Origin of the sequence: Mycolicibacterium rutilum, from assembly GCF_900108565.1 — a bacterium.
Lineage (GTDB): Bacteria > Actinomycetota > Actinomycetes > Mycobacteriales > Mycobacteriaceae > Mycobacterium > Mycobacterium rutilum.
Window position 1 is genome coordinate 3,821,296 of record NZ_LT629971.1, and the last position, 15,276, is coordinate 3,836,571.

The 15,276-nt window shown below is 68.9% G+C and carries 20 protein-coding genes; 9 read left to right on the forward strand and 11 right to left on the reverse strand.

All coding sequences use genetic code 11. The annotated features are described in order from the left end of the window. The first annotated feature begins 27 nt into the window (after positions 1 to 27). The 6 genes from BLW81_RS18525 (at position 28) to BLW81_RS18550 (ending at position 6,155) form a co-directional block, all read left to right on the forward strand. A complete protein-coding gene (locus BLW81_RS18525) occupies positions 28 to 1,479 on the forward strand; it encodes a sugar porter family MFS transporter (RefSeq protein WP_083408435.1) in 1,452 nt (483 codons plus the stop codon). Continuing rightward, entirely contained in the window at positions 1,476 to 3,011 is a 1,536-nt protein-coding gene (locus BLW81_RS18530; RefSeq protein WP_083410643.1) for an FAD-binding protein, read from the forward strand. Before BLW81_RS18525 ends, BLW81_RS18530 begins: the two co-directional genes overlap by 4 nt. Before the next feature lie 39 nt (positions 3,012 to 3,050). Continuing rightward, positions 3,051 to 3,332, forward strand: a complete 282-nt coding sequence (locus tag BLW81_RS18535; RefSeq protein WP_083408436.1) for a phosphoribosyl-ATP diphosphatase — start codon at positions 3,051 to 3,053, stop codon at positions 3,330 to 3,332. 38 nt (positions 3,333 to 3,370) lie between these two features. Then, a complete protein-coding gene (hisG, locus tag BLW81_RS18540) occupies positions 3,371 to 4,216 on the forward strand; it encodes an ATP phosphoribosyltransferase (protein ID WP_083410644.1) in 846 nt (281 codons plus the stop codon). A gap of 66 nt (positions 4,217 to 4,282) precedes the next feature. Next, the gene (locus tag BLW81_RS18545; RefSeq protein WP_083408437.1) at positions 4,283 to 4,765 is read left to right on the forward strand and encodes a DUF4126 family protein; all 483 of its coding nucleotides are present in this window, start codon (positions 4,283 to 4,285) and stop codon (positions 4,763 to 4,765) included. A 10-nt stretch (positions 4,766 to 4,775) separates the two neighbouring features. Beyond that, positions 4,776 to 6,155: an FAD-containing oxidoreductase gene (locus BLW81_RS18550; RefSeq protein WP_083408438.1), complete on the forward strand. Its 1,380-nt coding sequence runs from the start codon at positions 4,776 to 4,778 to the stop codon at positions 6,153 to 6,155. Here the strand turns inward: BLW81_RS18550 and BLW81_RS18555 are convergent. From BLW81_RS18555 to BLW81_RS18585, 7 genes are all read right to left on the reverse strand, one after another. After that, positions 6,106 to 6,750, reverse strand: a complete 645-nt coding sequence (locus tag BLW81_RS18555) for a flavodoxin family protein (RefSeq protein ID WP_173839645.1) — start codon at positions 6,748 to 6,750, stop codon at positions 6,106 to 6,108. The two genes, BLW81_RS18550 and BLW81_RS18555, sit on opposite strands and share 50 nt — an antisense overlap. Beyond that, positions 6,747 to 7,250, reverse strand: a complete 504-nt coding sequence (locus BLW81_RS18560; protein WP_083408439.1) for an SRPBCC family protein — start codon at positions 7,248 to 7,250, stop codon at positions 6,747 to 6,749. Before BLW81_RS18560 ends, BLW81_RS18555 begins: the two co-directional genes overlap by 4 nt. Next, entirely contained in the window at positions 7,247 to 7,564 is a 318-nt protein-coding gene (locus BLW81_RS18565) for an ArsR/SmtB family transcription factor (RefSeq protein WP_083408440.1), read from the reverse strand. The genes BLW81_RS18560 and BLW81_RS18565 overlap by 4 nt, the downstream gene beginning before the upstream one ends. A gap of 47 nt (positions 7,565 to 7,611) precedes the next feature. Next, entirely contained in the window at positions 7,612 to 7,899 is a 288-nt protein-coding gene (locus tag BLW81_RS18570) for a YiaA/YiaB family inner membrane protein (protein WP_083408441.1), read from the reverse strand. Between the two features lie 43 nt (positions 7,900 to 7,942). Then, positions 7,943 to 8,149: a hypothetical protein gene (locus tag BLW81_RS29725; RefSeq protein WP_083408442.1), complete on the reverse strand. Its 207-nt coding sequence runs from the start codon at positions 8,147 to 8,149 to the stop codon at positions 7,943 to 7,945. A 130-nt stretch (positions 8,150 to 8,279) separates the two neighbouring features. Further along, complete coding sequence (locus BLW81_RS18580; RefSeq protein WP_083408443.1) at positions 8,280 to 9,077, reverse strand: thioesterase family protein; 798 nt, start codon at positions 9,075 to 9,077, stop codon at positions 8,280 to 8,282. Beyond that, positions 9,074 to 9,958 carry a RecB family exonuclease gene (locus BLW81_RS18585; RefSeq protein WP_083408444.1) on the reverse strand — a complete coding sequence of 295 codons (885 nt, stop codon included), beginning with the start codon at positions 9,956 to 9,958 and terminating at the stop codon, positions 9,074 to 9,076. Before BLW81_RS18585 ends, BLW81_RS18580 begins: the two co-directional genes overlap by 4 nt. A 74-nt stretch (positions 9,959 to 10,032) precedes the next feature. Here BLW81_RS18585 and BLW81_RS18590 point away from each other — a divergent pair, with 74 nt between their 5' ends. Continuing rightward, complete coding sequence (locus tag BLW81_RS18590; RefSeq protein WP_173839646.1) at positions 10,033 to 10,875, forward strand: tRNA (adenine-N1)-methyltransferase; 843 nt, start codon at positions 10,033 to 10,035, stop codon at positions 10,873 to 10,875. Here the strand turns inward: BLW81_RS18590 and BLW81_RS18595 are convergent. Genes BLW81_RS18595 through BLW81_RS18605 form a run of 3 tightly spaced genes read right to left on the reverse strand, consistent with a single transcriptional unit; the run spans position 10,872 to position 12,216 of the window. Then, positions 10,872 to 11,168 (reverse strand): DUF503 domain-containing protein, encoded by a 297-nt coding sequence (locus tag BLW81_RS18595; protein WP_083408446.1) that lies wholly within the window; start codon positions 11,166 to 11,168, stop codon positions 10,872 to 10,874. The genes BLW81_RS18590 and BLW81_RS18595 overlap by 4 nt on opposite strands. 6 nt (positions 11,169 to 11,174) lie before the next feature. After that, positions 11,175 to 11,717 carry a lipoprotein LppK gene (locus BLW81_RS18600; RefSeq protein ID WP_235632035.1) on the reverse strand — a complete coding sequence of 181 codons (543 nt, stop codon included), beginning with the start codon at positions 11,715 to 11,717 and terminating at the stop codon, positions 11,175 to 11,177. A 7-nt stretch (positions 11,718 to 11,724) separates the two neighbouring features. Continuing rightward, positions 11,725 to 12,216: an MTB12 family secreted protein gene (locus tag BLW81_RS18605; RefSeq protein WP_083408447.1), complete on the reverse strand. Its 492-nt coding sequence runs from the start codon at positions 12,214 to 12,216 to the stop codon at positions 11,725 to 11,727. 145 nt (positions 12,217 to 12,361) lie between these two features. Between BLW81_RS18605 and arc the strand changes: the two genes are divergently transcribed. Both arc and BLW81_RS18615 read left to right on the forward strand, forming a co-directional pair. Next, positions 12,362 to 14,209 (forward strand): proteasome ATPase, encoded by a 1,848-nt coding sequence (gene arc, locus BLW81_RS18610; protein ID WP_083408448.1) that lies wholly within the window; start codon positions 12,362 to 12,364, stop codon positions 14,207 to 14,209. A gap of 30 nt (positions 14,210 to 14,239) precedes the next feature. Beyond that, positions 14,240 to 14,872 carry a hypothetical protein gene (locus BLW81_RS18615; protein WP_083410647.1) on the forward strand — a complete coding sequence of 211 codons (633 nt, stop codon included), beginning with the start codon at positions 14,240 to 14,242 and terminating at the stop codon, positions 14,870 to 14,872. Here BLW81_RS18615 and BLW81_RS18620 read toward each other — a convergent pair. Next, positions 14,856 to 15,140: a DUF732 domain-containing protein gene (locus BLW81_RS18620; protein ID WP_157897745.1), complete on the reverse strand. Its 285-nt coding sequence runs from the start codon at positions 15,138 to 15,140 to the stop codon at positions 14,856 to 14,858. The two genes, BLW81_RS18615 and BLW81_RS18620, sit on opposite strands and share 17 nt — an antisense overlap. Positions 15,141 to 15,276: the final 136 nt, after the last annotated feature.

Consider the following 15,276-nt stretch of genomic DNA (forward strand, 5'->3'; position numbering starts at 1 on the left):
TCACGCACTGATGCGGAAGGTCGTCGCATGACTCACGGGCCCGCTGGTGAACACACGACAGGCATCGACTACGAGGACACCGAACACAGCGGCCGCGTGGTCCGAATCGCGTCCGTGGCGGCGCTGGGCGGCCTGCTGTTCGGGTACGACAGCGCAGTCATCAACGGCGCGGTGTCCGCGGTCGAGGACTACTTCCAGATCAGCAAGACCGTGACCGGCGTGGCCGTGGCGGCCGCGCTGATCGGCGCGGCGCTGGGCGCGGTGGTGGCCGGCCGGTTGGCCGACAAGATCGGCAGGCTGTCGGTGATGAAGATCGCCGCACTGCTGTTCCTGGTCAGCGCCTTCGGTACCGGGCTGGCGACCAACGTGGCGATCTTCGGCCTGTTCCGCGTCATCGGCGGCATCGGGGTGGGCGTGGCATCGGTGATCGCGCCCGCCTACATCGCCGAGACGTCTCCGCCGCGGATCCGCGGCAGGCTCGGCTCGCTGCAGCAGCTGGCGATCGTCTCCGGCATCTTCATCTCGCTGGCGATCGACGCGCTGCTCGCGCACATCGCCGGCGGTTCACGCGAAGAGCTGTGGCTCGGTATGGAGGCTTGGCGCTGGATGTTCCTGGTGATGGCGGTGCCCGCCGTGGTCTACGGTGCGCTGGCGTTCACGATCCCGGAATCACCGCGCTATCTCGTTGCCACGTACCGGATCCCGGAAGCCCGGCGGGTGCTCACCAAGCTGCTGGGGGAGAAGAACCTCGAGCTGACCATCAGCAGGATCAAGGAATCGCTGCAGTCGGAGAAACCACCGTCCTGGCGGGATCTGCGCAAGCCGACCGGCGGCCTCTACGGCATCGTCTGGGTCGGTGTGCTGCTGTCGGTGTTCCAGCAGTTCGTCGGCATCAACGTGATCTTCTACTACTCGAACGTGCTGTGGGAGGCCGTCGGATTCGGTGAGAGCCAGGCGTTCGTCATCACCGTGATCACCTCGGTGACCAACATCGTCACCACGCTGATCGCGATCGCGTTGATCGACAAGGTCGGACGCAAACCGCTGCTGTTGGTCGGGTCGGCGGGCATGGCGATCACGCTGGGCACCATGGCGGTGATCTTCGGGACCGCGCCGGTCGTCGACGGCCAGCCCGATCTGACCGGCGCGGCCGGGCCGATCGCGTTGGTGGCGGCCAACCTGTTCGTGGTGTCGTTCGGCATGTCGTGGGGCCCGGTGGTGTGGGTGCTGCTCGGCGAGATGTTCCCCAACCGCATCCGCGGCGCCGCGCTGGGCCTGGCCGCCGCCGCCCAGTGGGTGGCCAACTGCGCGATCACCGCGTCGTTCCCGGCGCTGGGCGACTTCTCGCTGGGCATCGCTTACGGCTTCTACGCGCTGTGCGCGGTGCTGTCGTTCCTGTTCGTCTGGCGCTGGGTGCAGGAGACCAAGGGCAAGCACCTCGAGGACATGGGAGCCGACACCCGGGAGCAGCCGGTCTGAGCGGAGACGAGGAGACCGTCGACGTCCTGGTCGCCGGTTCGGCCGGTGCGCTGGCCGGTGCGTACACCGCTGCCCGCGAAGGGCTTTCGGTCACGATCGTGGAGGCCACCGACCGGTTCGGCGGCACGTTCGCCTACTCGGGCGGCGGCGGCATGTGGTATCCGTGCAACCCGGTGCTGGTGCGCGCCGGCGTCGAGGACACGATCGACGACGCGCTGCGCTACTACCGCGAAGTCGTCGGCGACCGCACACCGGCCGAGCTCCAGGACACCTACGTGCGCGGCGGCGCGGCGCTGATCGAATACCTCGAACGCGACGAGCACTTCGCGTTCAAGATCCTGCCGTGGCCCGACTACTACAGTTCGGCCGTCGGCGCCCGCAACGACGGCATGCGCCACATCGTGTCCAAGGCCGTGCCCGACGAGCGGCTCGGCCGGTTCCGCGGCCTGGTGCGCGGACCGCTGGACCACGAGCGACTCGGCGCCCCGCAGCCAGACCTGCTGACCGGCGGGCGGGCGCTGGTCGGCCGGTTCCTGTGGGCGATGGCCGACCAGCCCGCCGTCACGGCGCACCTGGACACCGCGCTCGTCGACCTGGTCGTCCAGGGTGGCCGCGTGGTGGGTGCGGTGGTCGAACATGACGGCGTCCGGCGCGTGATCAGAACCCGGCGCGGGGTGCTGCTGGCCACCGGCGGGTTCGAGTGCAACGACGCCATGCGAGCCGAATACGGCGTGCCCGGCGCCGCCCGCGACACCATGGGCGCCCCGGCCAACCACGGCTGGGCGCACCGCGCCGCGATCGCCGCCGGCGCTGCCGTCGACCTGATGGACCAGGCCTGGTGGGCGCCGGGGCTGATCCATCCCGACGGCCGGGCCGCGTTTGCGCTGTGCTTCACCGGCGGCATCTTCGTCGACCGCCACGGCCGACGGTTCGCCAACGAGTCGGCCGCCTACGACCGGTTGGGTCGCGAGATCCTGCGCGCGATGGCCGACGGGTCCGTCGCGACGCCGTTCTGGATGATCTACGACAGCCGCGCCGGCGAGCAGCCGCCGGTGCTGGCCACCAACGTGTCGTTCTCGCCGACCGAGGAGTACCTGGCCCGGCGGCTGTGGGTGCAGGCCGACACGCTGGCCGAGCTGGCTGACCAAATCGGCGTCCCCGCAGCCACTCTCGAGGCCACGGTGAACCGGTTCAACGAGTTCGCCGCCCGCGGCGACGACGACGACTTCGGCCGCGGACGAGAGGCCTTCGACCGCGCGTTCACCGGCGGGGCGTCACCGCTCGTGCCGATCGACACCCCGCCGTACCGCGCCGCGGCGTTCGGCGTCTCGGACCTGGGCACCAAGGGCGGGCTGCGCACCGACGCCGACGCCCGCGTGCTCGACACCGACGGCGTGCCGATCGCGGGCCTGTACGCCGCGGGCAACACGATGGCCGCGGTGTCCGGTGAGACCTACCCCGGCGGCGGCAACCCGATCGGGGCCTCGCTGCTGTTCAGCCACCGGGCCGCCCTGCACATGGCCGGTATCTGACGAGGTCGGGCAAACCGGCGTGACCGGGCCCCCGCCCGCGTGACACAATCGCGTGCCGTGAAGACCTTCGACACCCTGTTCGCTGAGCTCGGCGAACGCGCCCGCACCCGGCCCGCAGGCAGCGGCACCGTCGCTGCGCTGGACGGCGGCGTGCACGGGCTGGGCAAGAAGATCCTCGAAGAGGCCGGCGAGGTGTGGCTGGCCGCCGAACACGAGAGTGACGACGCCCTCGCCGAGGAGATCAGCCAGCTGCTGTACTGGACGCAGGTGCTGATGATCGCGCGGGGCCTGACCCTCGACGACGTGTACGCGAAGCTGTGATGTCGGATCTCGGTGCAAGCGGCTCGTCGGCGAGCCGGATGCTGCGGGTCGCCGTCCCCAACAAGGGCACCCTGTCGGAACCGGCGAGCGTCATCCTCTCCGAGGCCGGGTACCGGCCCCGGAGCGATCCCAAGGACCTGACCGTCGTCGACCCGGCCAACAACGTCGAATTCTTCTTCCTCCGGCCCAAAGACATCGCGATCTACGTCGGGTCGGGTCAGCTCGACTTCGGCATCACCGGACGCGATCTGGCCGCCGAATCCGACGCCCCGGTCACCGAGCGGCTGGCGCTCGGGTTCGGCAACTCGACGTTCCGCTACGCCGCGCCCGCGGGCCGCGACTGGCGCGTCGAGGACCTCGCGGGCAAGCGGATCGCCACCGCGTTCCCGAACCTGGTGCGAAAAGATCTGGCCAAGCGCGGAATCGACGCCACGGTCATCCGTCTCGACGGTGCGGTCGAGATCTCGGTCCAGCTCGGCGTCGCCGACGCCATCGCCGACGTCGTCGGCTCCGGCCGCACCCTGGGCCTGCACAACCTGGTCGCGTTCGGCGATCCGCTGTGCGACTCGGAGGCCGTGCTCATCGAGCGAACCGGGGCGACCGCCACCACCACCGCCGGCCAACTCGTGGCGCGCGTGCAGGGCGTGGTCTTCGGTCAGCAGTACCTCATGCTCGATTACGACTGTCCGCGAAAGGTTCTCGAGGCCGCGACCGCGGTCACTCCGGGGTTGGAGTCGCCGACGATCGCGCCGTTGGCCGATCCAGCCTGGGTGGCGGTGCGCGCATTGGTGCCCCGCCGCGACGTCAACGCGATCATGGACGAGCTCGCCGCGATCGGCGCCAAGGCGATCCTGGCCTCCGACATCCGGTTCTGTCGCTTCTGATTCACCAGGAACACTGCAGCTCGGCGTGTTAGCGTCCGGAGGTCGAAAACACGGCCGGAGGATGCCATGACGCAAGTCCTGATCCTGCTTCTCGCACTGTTGATCGGCGTGATCGCCGGGCTGCGTGCGCTCACGGCGCCTGCGGTGGTCGCGTGGGGCGCGTTCCTCGGCTGGATCGACGTCGACGGCAAGTGGTCGGAGTGGATGGCCCATCCGATCACGGTCACGGTGCTGAGCATCTTCCTGCTGGTCGAGTTGGTCACCGACCAGCTGCCCAACACACCGAGCCGCAAGACGGCGCCGCAGTTCCTCACCCGGCTCATCATGGGTGCGTTCGCCGGTGCGGTGATCGGCAGCGCGTACTTCCACACGTTCAGCGCGATCGGCGCGGGCATCGTCGGTGCGGTGATCGGCACGATGGCGGGAGCGGCCGCGCGCCAGCGGTTCGCCGAGCTGCGCAACGGACAGGACCGCCCCGGCGCGATTCTCGAGGACATCGTGGCGGTCGGCGGCGGATTCCTGGTCGCGTTCCTGGTCAGCCTGGTCTGACGGGTCCGCGATGGCCGAGGCGACGGAGAATTTCGACGCGATCATCGTCGGTGCGGGGCAGGCCGGACCCCCCCTGGCCGGGCGGCTGACGCAGGCCGGCCAGAAGGTCGCGGTCATCGAACGAAAACTGGTCGGCGGCACCTGCGTCAACTACGGCTGTATTCCCACCAAGACGCTCGTCGCCAGCGCGCACGCCGCGCACCTCGCCCGTCGTGGCGCGGAATACGGCATCGGCACAGGCGAAATCAGCGTCGACATGGCGAAGGTCAAGGCGCGCAAAGACGAAATCGTGCTCGGCGACCGCCGCGGCGTCGAGTCGTGGCTGGACGGAATGGACGGGGCCACCCTGATCCGCGGGCACGCCCGGTTCGAGGACCCGCACACGATCCGCGTCGACGACCGGGTGCTGCGCGGCGACAAGATCTTCCTCAACGTCGGCGGACGCGCCGTGGCACCCGACATGCCGGGGTTGTCGGACATCGACTACCTGACCAACGTCGGCATCCTCGAACTCGACACCGTCCCCGAACATCTCGTGATCGTCGGCGGCAGCTACATCGCGCTGGAGTTCGCGCAGATGTACCGGCGATTCGGCGCGCACGTGACGGTGATCGAAAAGGGGCCGCGCCTGACCTCCCGCGAGGACGAGGACGTCTCCGCGGCGATCAAGGAGATCCTCGAGGCCGAAGGGATCGACGTCGTCCTCGACGCGACCGCGATCGCGTTCACCAAGCGCGACAGCGGTTTCGAGGTGGTTCCGCGAGAGGGCGCAGAGCCGATCGCCGGCTCGCATCTGCTGCTCGCGGTCGGCCGGGCACCCAACACCGACGACCTCGGCCTGGACGCCGCGGGTGTCGAGACCGACGCCCGCGGTTACATCGTCGTCGACGACCAGCTGCGCACCAACGTCGAGCACATCTGGGCGATGGGGGACTGCAACGGCAAGGGCGCGTTCACCCACACGTCCTACAACGACTTCGAGATCGTGGCCGCGAACCTCCTCGACGACGACCCGCGCCGGGTCAGCGACCGCGTCATGACCTACGCCCTCTACATCGACCCGCCGCTCGGGCGCGCCGGGATGAGCGTGGACGAGGTCCGCAAGTCCGGCCGAAAAGCGTTGATGGGCAAGCGGCCGATGACCCGGGTCGGCCGTGCGGTGGAGAAGGGGGAGACGCAGGGCTTCATGAAGATCGTGGTGGACGCCGACACCGAGGAGATCCTCGGCGCGGCCATCCTCGGCGTCGGCGGGGACGAGGTGATCCACGCCGTGCTCGACGTGATGACCGCCAAACTGCCCTACACCGCGATCTCACGCACCATGCACATCCACCCGACGGTCAGTGAACTGGTTCCGACGATGCTGCAGGAGATGAAACCGCTGCAGTGAGTTCGCGGCCCACCCTCACCTGCCGCGCGACCATCGCGACCCGGCCACCGAGGTGGCGGCACGTCTCGACGTCGGACGGGTGCACCCCGTCCGGGTCGACGTCCACATCGGTCTGCGCGCCCGCGCCGAGGAAGAACCCGAGCCGGTTGAGGTCGGCCTCGCTGGACAGCGAATGGTTCCAGCCCGGCGGCAGTCCCAGGCTCACCCAGTGCATGTGGTGCTGAGCGGCGAAGACCGCCAGGGACACCAGGGTGTTCAGCTTGTCGCCGCTCTTGCCGCCCGAGTTGGTGAACCCGGCGGCGACCTTGTCGCGCCAGGTGCCCTCGATGCACCGGCGCCCGGTCTTCTCGGTGAACGCCTGGAACCCCGCCGACACGTTGCCCATGTACGTCGGGGTGCCGAAGATGATGGCATCGGCGGAATCCAGTGTCGCCCAGTCGGTGTCGGTGATCTCGTCGACGGCGAGCGTGGTGACGTCGGCGCCCGCCGCAGCGGCACCGGCCGCGACCGCCTCGGCCAGGCGGGCGGTGTGCCCGAAACCGGAGTGATAGGCGATGATCACCGTCGGGGTGACCGCGAAGTGGTTGTCGGTCATCGGCTTTCGAGCTCCATTCTGCTGTTGATCTCGGCGCGGCGCTGGCTCCAGTCCGGCAGGGGTTCGCCGTCCAGATGGGCCCGGAGCCGGTCCAGGTAGGCGTGGGTCCCGCCGAGGAAGCCGCCCCCGTGGCGCCGGCTCAGGCCGCGGTGGGTGAAGCGCAGATGTGTCCCTGATCCGTCGGCGGTCAGTTCGTAGCGGACCACGCCGTCGTCGACGATGGACTGCCGCCACTCGTGCTCGAACACATGCGGCGGGTCCCAGACCAGGATGCGGCCTGTCATCCGCGTGCTGTCAGCGGGCAGCGGAGGTCCGTGCGGCACCATCTCGATCGAACCACCCTGGCGGGCATCGATTTTCGTGGTACCGAACCACGCGTCCCGTTCAGCGGGATCGGTGATCGCCGCCCACACCGTGTGCACCGGATAGGGCAGACGGCGTTCGAAGGTCAGCACGGCGCGGTCGCCGTCGACGGTCAGCTGCCCGTAGGGGTCGGTCATGGTGCCTCCTCGTGTTTTCTGGCCAGGTGGCGCTCGAGTGCGTCGAGGTGATCGGTCCACAGGCGCCGGTAACGGTCGATCCAGTCGTCGATCGCCAGCAGTCCGTCGGCGCGCAACGCGTAGATGCGGCGTTGCGCGTCCGGGCGGACCTCGACCAGGCCGACCTCCCGCAGGATGCGCAGGTGTCGGGACACCGTCGGCTGTGTCAGCCCAGGCAGGGTCGCCACCAGCTCACCTGCGGTGCGCTCCCCGTCGACGAGCGCGTCCAGCAGGGCCCGACGACTGGGCTCGGCGACCGCTTCGAACACGTCCATGCCGACAGTATTGCAAGACATCTATATAGATGCAAGCGCATATAGGCTCATGTGGTCGAGCTGAACGGATCGTGTTCGGCGATCAGCCGTTCGATGCGGGCCTCGTCGAGCCGGACCCGGATCGTGGCAGCCTCCTGCTGGTCGCGGATCACCTTGGCCAGCGTGAATGCGCTGGTGACCACGAAGAGCGCGGTCATGCCGAGAAACAGCCGCTGCCACGGATCGAGGGGCAGGAACAGGATGCCGCCGAGCATGCCGAGCAGGCTGACCCCGAAGGCGATCGCGGCCTGCAGGAAGTACGCGGGGGTGGTGCGGGAGTTGGTGAGTGTGTCCATGCGGCCAGCGTGCATCGCAGCGGACCGCGGTGGGTAGGTAGAACTACCCGAATCGGCGACGTGCTGCGCGCAGCAGCCGCAGCTGTCCGATCTCCGTGATGTTCTTGGTCAGCTCGACGTTGACCCATGGCGCCGTGTGTTCGGCGGTGTGGGATGTTCCTGGATCCCAGGGGAATTGGCACGGTAGGGCCGGGTCTACGGCGGTCAGTACGTCACGCCACCGGTCGGCGAGGCTGCGCAGACCGCGCATGGCCGGGCCTCCGTCGCCCGCCAGGAGACCGCCGCGCGGTCGCGGTGCGCCGTGCCGGTCAGATGGTCGATGGCCGTCGACCACCCCGGGGCACCTCCCGCTGGGCGATGGTCGGCACCGGGATCGGCGGTCACGGTCGCCGCTGCACGAACAGGGTCTGCGCCGAGGTGCCGATGAAACCGCGCCGGTCGAACAGTTCGGCGGTCGTCACACCGATCCCGTCGGGGCCGATCGACCCGCGGGCGCGCACTGCGAAATCGTCGCCTTCGGGTAACCGGTGCAGGTGAACCGCGGTGTCGGTGTTCATGAACACGAACCGCTCGGGATCCAGCACGGCGCCCGCGCCGTTGGCGCTGTCCACCACCATCGCCAGCCGCTGCAGCGCGGTCGTCGGCTCCGAATCGACAAGTGCGACAATTGGACTCATCCAGATGACGTGACCGCTCTCGCCCGTGTCGGGCTGCCGCCGCCACGTCACGGTATCCAGGTAGCCCGGTACCCCGACCCAGCCGTGCGGCACCGCCGCCGCCTGCCCTTCGATGAGCGGGGGATAGCGGTCGGTGGCCGCGTCGGCGGTATCGCTGGTGGCCAGCAGCCACGCCGTGACCCGCGCGACGGCGCGCCACGTGCCGTCCGGTCTGGCGGCCGTCATCTCGGCGACCATCAGCGAGATGCGTGCGCCCGGGCGGTCCACCCAGGCCCGTACTCGCACCTGCGCGACCGGTATCGCGCCGAGGATGTCGAGGGTCAACCGGCCGATGCGCAGCCCCGGGTCGCGCGCCAGCTCCTCGATCATCTTGGTCATCAACGCCAGTGGCGGTGAGCCGTGCTGGATTTGCGGATCCCAATTGCTGCGGGTGCCGTCGGTGGAGGCGAACACCTGACTATCTCCGTCGCTGTCGACGCGACGGTAGTAGGAGTCGATCACGCAGCCGGCTCCGCGGTGTGCAGCACGGCGTCGTCAGCTCCCGGCGGCCCTTCGTCGGGCGCCTCTGGCCAGCCCGGGTACGGCGGCGGGGTGCCGCCGAACACCGGGCAGTGCGCGTGGTGGGCACACCAGTCGCACAGCGCCGAGGGGCGCGGCCGGAAATCGCCTGTGGCGCCTGCAGTTCGGATCGCTCGCCAGATCGCCATCAGCGTCTTCTCGAACCGCAGCAGCTCATCGAGGTCTGGGGTGTAGTCGAGGATCTGGCCGTCGGCGAGATACAGCAGCCGCAGCCGGGTCGGCATCACGCCGCGAGAGCGCAGCAGCGCCACCGCGTAGAACTTCATCTGGAACATGGCCTTGAATTCGGCCTGCGCCCGGGCCTCCGGCGGCGCCTTGCCGGTCTTGTAGTCGACCACGCGCAGCTCGCCGGTCGGCGCGACGTCGATGCGGTCGACGAAACCGCGCAGCAGCGTGCCGTCCTCGAGTTCGACCTCGACGCGTTGTTCGCAGCTCTGCGGTTCGAAGCGGGTGGGGTCCTCGAGCCGGTAGTAGCCGGACAGCAGTGCCCGGGCCTCGGTCAGCAGCGTCGCCCGCAGGCCGGGTTCGATCTCGTCGGCGAGTTCCGGTTTCTCGGCGGCGACGCGGTCCCACGCCGGGTCCACCAGCGTCAGCGCGGTGTCCGCGCCGCGCTGCGCGGCGGGCAGCGCATAGAGCTGTTCGAGCGCGGCGTGCACGACCGAACCGCGCACCTGCGCCACCGACGGCGGCTCGGGCAGCCGGTCGATGGCCCGGAACCGATACAGCAGCGGGCACTGCTTGAAGTCGGCGGCCCGCGACGGCGACAGCGCCGGCCGTCTCTTCTGCTCACCCCGCTCGGTCACGCCGCCAGCCTAGGACCGGAGCCCGACAACCCCGCGCACCCGCGGCGGCGCGCCAACTGGCAGGCTGATGGGCTGTGCCAAGAACCGGTCCGTTCGCCGTGGGCGATCGGGTGCAGCTCACCGACGCCAAGGGGCGCCACTACACGATGGTGCTCACTCCCGGCGGCGAGTTCCACACCCATCGCGGGATCATCGCGCTCGACACGGTGATCGGGCTGCCCGAAGGCAGCGTGGTCAAATCCACCAGCGGCGACCAGTTCCTGGTGCTGCGTCCGCTGTTGGTCGATTACGTGATGTCGATGCCGCGCGGCGCCCAGGTCGTCTACCCCAAGGACGCCGCCCAGATCGTGCACGAGGGCGATATCTTCCCGGGCGCCCGGGTACTCGAGGCCGGTGCCGGCTCGGGTGCGCTGACGTGTTCGCTGCTGCGTGCCGTCGGGCCGGAGGGCCGGGTGATCTCCTACGAGGTCCGCGAGGACCACGCTGTGCACGCCGAACGCAACGTCGACACCTTCTTCGGTGCCCGCCCGCAGAACTGGGATCTGGTGATCGCCGACCTCAACGAGTACGACGGCCCGCAAGTGGATCGGGTGGTGCTCGACATGCTGGCCCCGTGGGAGGTGCTCGACACCGTCGCGGGCGCGCTCGTCGCCGGCGGTGTGCTGATGATCTACGTCGCGACCGTGACGCAGCTGTCGCGGGCGGTCGAGGCGCTGCGCGAACAGCAGTGCTGGACCGAACCGCGCGCCTGGGAGAGTATGCAGCGCGGTTGGCACGTCGTCGGCCTGGCGGTGCGGCCCCAGCACACGATGCGCGGGCACACCGCTTTCCTGATCAGTGCCCGCAAGCTGGCGCCGGGTGCGGTCGCGCCGATTCCGGCCCGGCGCAAGCGCCAGCCCGGCGCCGCAGCGCCCTAGTCGTCGGTGCTGCGGCGAAGACCGCGCCGCGTCGACAGCAGTTCGAGCTCGGGGCGCGCGGCGACCAGGCGTTCGGCGGCATCGAGCACCTCGACCACGTGCGCGCGGTCCGCGGCGACCATGGCGACACCGATACTGGCGCGCCGATGCAGATCCTGGGCGCCGGTCTCGGCTGCCGAAACCGCGAAGCGCCGGTGCAGCTCGGCGATCACCGGCCGGATCGCGGAGCGTTTCTGTTTGAGCGAGCGCACGTCACCGAGCAGCAGGTCGAATTCCAGCCAGCCGATCCACATCGCTGCTCAGGGGGTTGGGGTGGGCTCGCCCATCTGCAGCAGCGAGTCGGCCGTCCGGCGGCTCAGCTGCCAGTGGTCGTCGGCAAAGCGGAACTCCATGGGGAACGTGAAGTCACCGGCCTGCGGGTTCGCGGTCCGGATGGTCACGACCGCCAGCACGACGCCCTTCTGGCCGTCCGCCCAGGTGAGGTCGTTGGCCTCGAAGGTGACCGGCGCGTAGCCGCCGTCGCGCAGTGCGGTGGTGAACCGGTCCATGGACGCGCCGTCGGCCGGGGTCGCGTTCTCGATCACGTCGAGCTTGTCGCCGCCGGGGATCGCGCCGTCGGCCAGCCGGGCCAACACGTCGGTCAGCGCGCTCGGCGGGGGCAGCGGCGCCACCGCCGCGGACGGTTCGGACGGCTCTACGGTCGGCGGTTTGGTGATTGGCGCCGGGGTGGCGGGAGCGGCCGGCGGTGCGGCCGCCGGGTCGTCACCACACGCGCAAAGCCCGAGCGCCGCCGCGATCGCGACGGCGCTCAGGACTGCAGCACGCGTTGTGGTGCGGGGCACGGACTTGTCAGCTAACGGCCGACATCAGCGCCAACAGCGACTGCTTGGACATCTGCCATCCGGTCGGGCTCGGGCCCGGCACGAACTGGATGACTTGGCTGGCGACGCCGCCGGTGGCCGCCGTCGCGGTGACGTTGGCGGTCACCACCGGGCCGTTCTGGTCGATGTTGGCGATCGCGAACGACAGCGGGAACTTGCCTTCGGCCTGTGCGTCACGCAGCTTGGAGTCGGCGGCGACCCTCTCGAACCGGCCGATGCCGCCCTGGATGTAGGGCGCCTTGCCGGCCGCACTGCCCGGCGCGCCGAGCGCCTGCAGCGTTTGCATCAGCGGGCCCTCGAGCTCGGGGGCCGGGGTCTGCGGCATCGGAATGTCCCATACGACCGGAGCAACGGTCGGCGCGGAAGCCACGGTGGTGGATGCAATGGATGTCACACCTGCCGCGGCACCGCCGACGACAGCGAGCGCTGCGACGCCGGTAACGAGGGATTTCAGGGTCACGATTTTCCTTTCGATCGGACCAGCTCACGAGAGAGGTTAACAGTGGTGCAGGTGTGTCGAATTGCTACACCGCACACAAAGGCTGAATCGCCGGTAGCGTTGAAGTTGTTACTGCACCAACTATCGGTGCGGGGAGGGGCGCAACATGAGTGAATCAGAGCGTTCTGGAGCCTACTCAGAAGGTTTCGACACTGCTGGAGCAGGCACGCCAGGCATGTCGAGTGAGGAAGCTGCCGAGCTCGAGGAACTGCGCCGGGAGGCCGCAGTCCTTCGCGAGCAGCTGGAGAACGCGGTCGGGCCGCAGAGCGGTCTGCGCAGCGCGCGCGACGTTCATCAGCTCGAGGCGCGCATCGATTCGCTGGCAGCGCGCAACGCGAAGCTGATGGAGACCCTCAAGGAGGCCCGCCAGCAGTTGCTCGCGCTGCGCGAGGAGGTCGACCGGCTCGGCCAGCCGCCCAGCGGCTACGGCGTGCTGCTCGACGTTCAGGACGATGACACGGTCGACGTGTTCACCTCCGGGCGCAAGATGCGGCTGACGTGCTCCCCGAACATCGACACCAAGACCCTCAAGCAGGGCCAGACGGTGCGGCTGAACGAGGCGCTGACGGTCGTGGAGGCCGGCAACTTCGAGGCGGTCGGCGAGATCAGCACACTGCGCGAGATCCTCTCCGACGGGCATCGCGCGCTGGTGGTCGGTCACGCCGACGAGGAGCGCATCGTGTGGCTGGCCGAGCCCCTGGTCGCCGCCGAGGACCTGCCCGACGGTTACGACGACGATCTCGGTGACGACCGGCCGCGCAAGCTGCGGCCCGGCGACTCGCTGCTGGTCGACACCAAGGCGGGTTACGCATTCGAGCGCATCCCCAAGGCCGAGGTCGAGGACCTGGTCCTCGAAGAGGTGCCCGACGTCAGCTACAACGACATCGGCGGCCTGGGACGCCAGATCGAGCAGATCCGCGATGCGGTCGAGCTGCCGTTCCTGCACAAGGAGCTGTACCGGGAGTACTCGTTGCGCCCACCCAAGGGCGTGCTGCTCTACGGCCCGCCCGGTTGCGGTAAGACGCTGATCGCCAAGGCGGTGGCCAACTCGCTGGCCAAGAAGATGGCCGAGGTGCGTGGTGACGACGCCAAGGAGGCGAAGTCCTACTTCCTCAACATCAAGGGCCCCGAGCTGCTGAACAAGTTCGTCGGTGAGACCGAGCGCCACATCCGGCTGATCTTCCAGCGGGCCCGCGAGAAGGCGTCCGAGGGCACCCCGGTGATCGTGTTCTTCGACGAGATGGACTCGATCTTCCGCACCCGCGGTACCGGCGTCAGCTCCGATGTGGAGACGACGGTCGTGCCGCAGCTGCTCAGCGAGATCGACGGCGTCGAGGGGCTGGAGAACGTCATCGTGATCGGCGCCTCCAACCGCGAGGACATGATCGACCCGGCGATCCTGCGGCCCGGCCGCCTGGACGTCAAGATCAAGATCGAGCGGCCCGATGCCGAAGCGGCGCAGGACATCTTCAGCAAGTACCTCACCGAGGAACTGCCGGTGCACGACGACGACCTCTCCGAGTTCTCGGGTGACCGGTCGCTGACGATCAAGGCGATGATCGAAAAGGTCGTCGACCGGATGTACGCCGAGATCGACGACAACCGCTTCCTGGAGGTGACCTACGCCAACGGCGACAAAGAGGTCATGTACTTCAAGGACTTCAACTCCGGCGCGATGATTCAGAACGTCGTCGACCGGGCCAAGAAGTACGCGATCAAGTCGGTGCTCGAGACCGGGCAGAAGGGCCTGCGCATCCAGCACCTGCTGGATTCGATCGTCGACGAGTTCGCCGAGAACGAGGACCTGCCCAACACCACCAATCCGGATGACTGGGCACGGATCTCGGGCAAGAAGGGCGAGCGGATCGTCTACATCCGCACGCTGGTCACCGGCAAGTCGTCGAGCGCCAGCAGGGCCATCGACACCGAGTCGAACCTGGGCCAATACCTGTAGCCCACGGCGCACGTGGGTTACCGTCGCGGCATGCCCGACGAGGAGCTGTCGGTCAGCGGCGACGTGTACGGCAAGCGGTACGGCGAGGTGCTGCTCGTGCGGTCGACGCCGTCCGGGCCCGAGGCGACGGTGTACAACACGTTCCCGCTCAACGACTGTCCCGACGAACTGTGGCGCGCACTGGACCCGCAGGCCATCGCTGCGGAGCACGGTGCCGACGCGGTGCTGCTGAACGGGCCGCGGTACTGGCTGATGAGCAGTATCGCCAAGCGGGGCCGAGCCAACTTGGAGCGCGGCCGGTTCGGCGGTCTGGACATGCTGCGCCAGGCGACGGTCAAACTGGCGTCGATGAATCCCGCGCCGTACCAACCGAACCGGGTCGACCGCAAGGCCGTGTTCACGTTCGACGCCGGGCGTGAGGTCTACGAGCTCGCCGATCCCGACGGCCGGCGCTGGATCATGCAGACCTGGAGCCAGACTGTCGACCCGTCGTTGACGGCGGCGGACCTACCGCGATTGGGCGCCCGGCTGTCGCTGCCCGCGGGCTGGAGTTACCGCGCGCACACACCGGGTGCGCCGCTGGTCGTCGACACCGCCGACGAGGAGGCCTACGTGACGCAGGACGACCTCGGCAACAGCTACAGCCTCAGCACAGGTGGATGACGGCGGCCTCGTAGATGTACTGGGCGTCGGCGATCGCGACCCCCTCACCGGTGTTCTCGTAGATCGCCTGAACGGTGGTCTCCTGAGGAACGCCGTGCTGGACGTCGGTACAGATCTGGTACCCCATCTCCAGCGCGACGTCGACGTCGCCCTCGAAGTCGTTGTTGGCCAGGTCGGTGAGGTAACTCTCCTCGTCGGCGTGTGCGGGCACCGCCGTGCCGATCGCCAGCGCCAGCGCCGCCGTCGCGGCCGCGAACAGCTTCTTCATGTCGGTGTCCTTTCCCCGCGCCGTGCACTTCGCCACATCCGACCCTCTGGTCGCGTGCCGCCCCGCATGCACGGCATTCGCGCAGTGTATGGCCAGGATTGACCAAGTGCACGATATTGAGCACCCCGGTCAATAA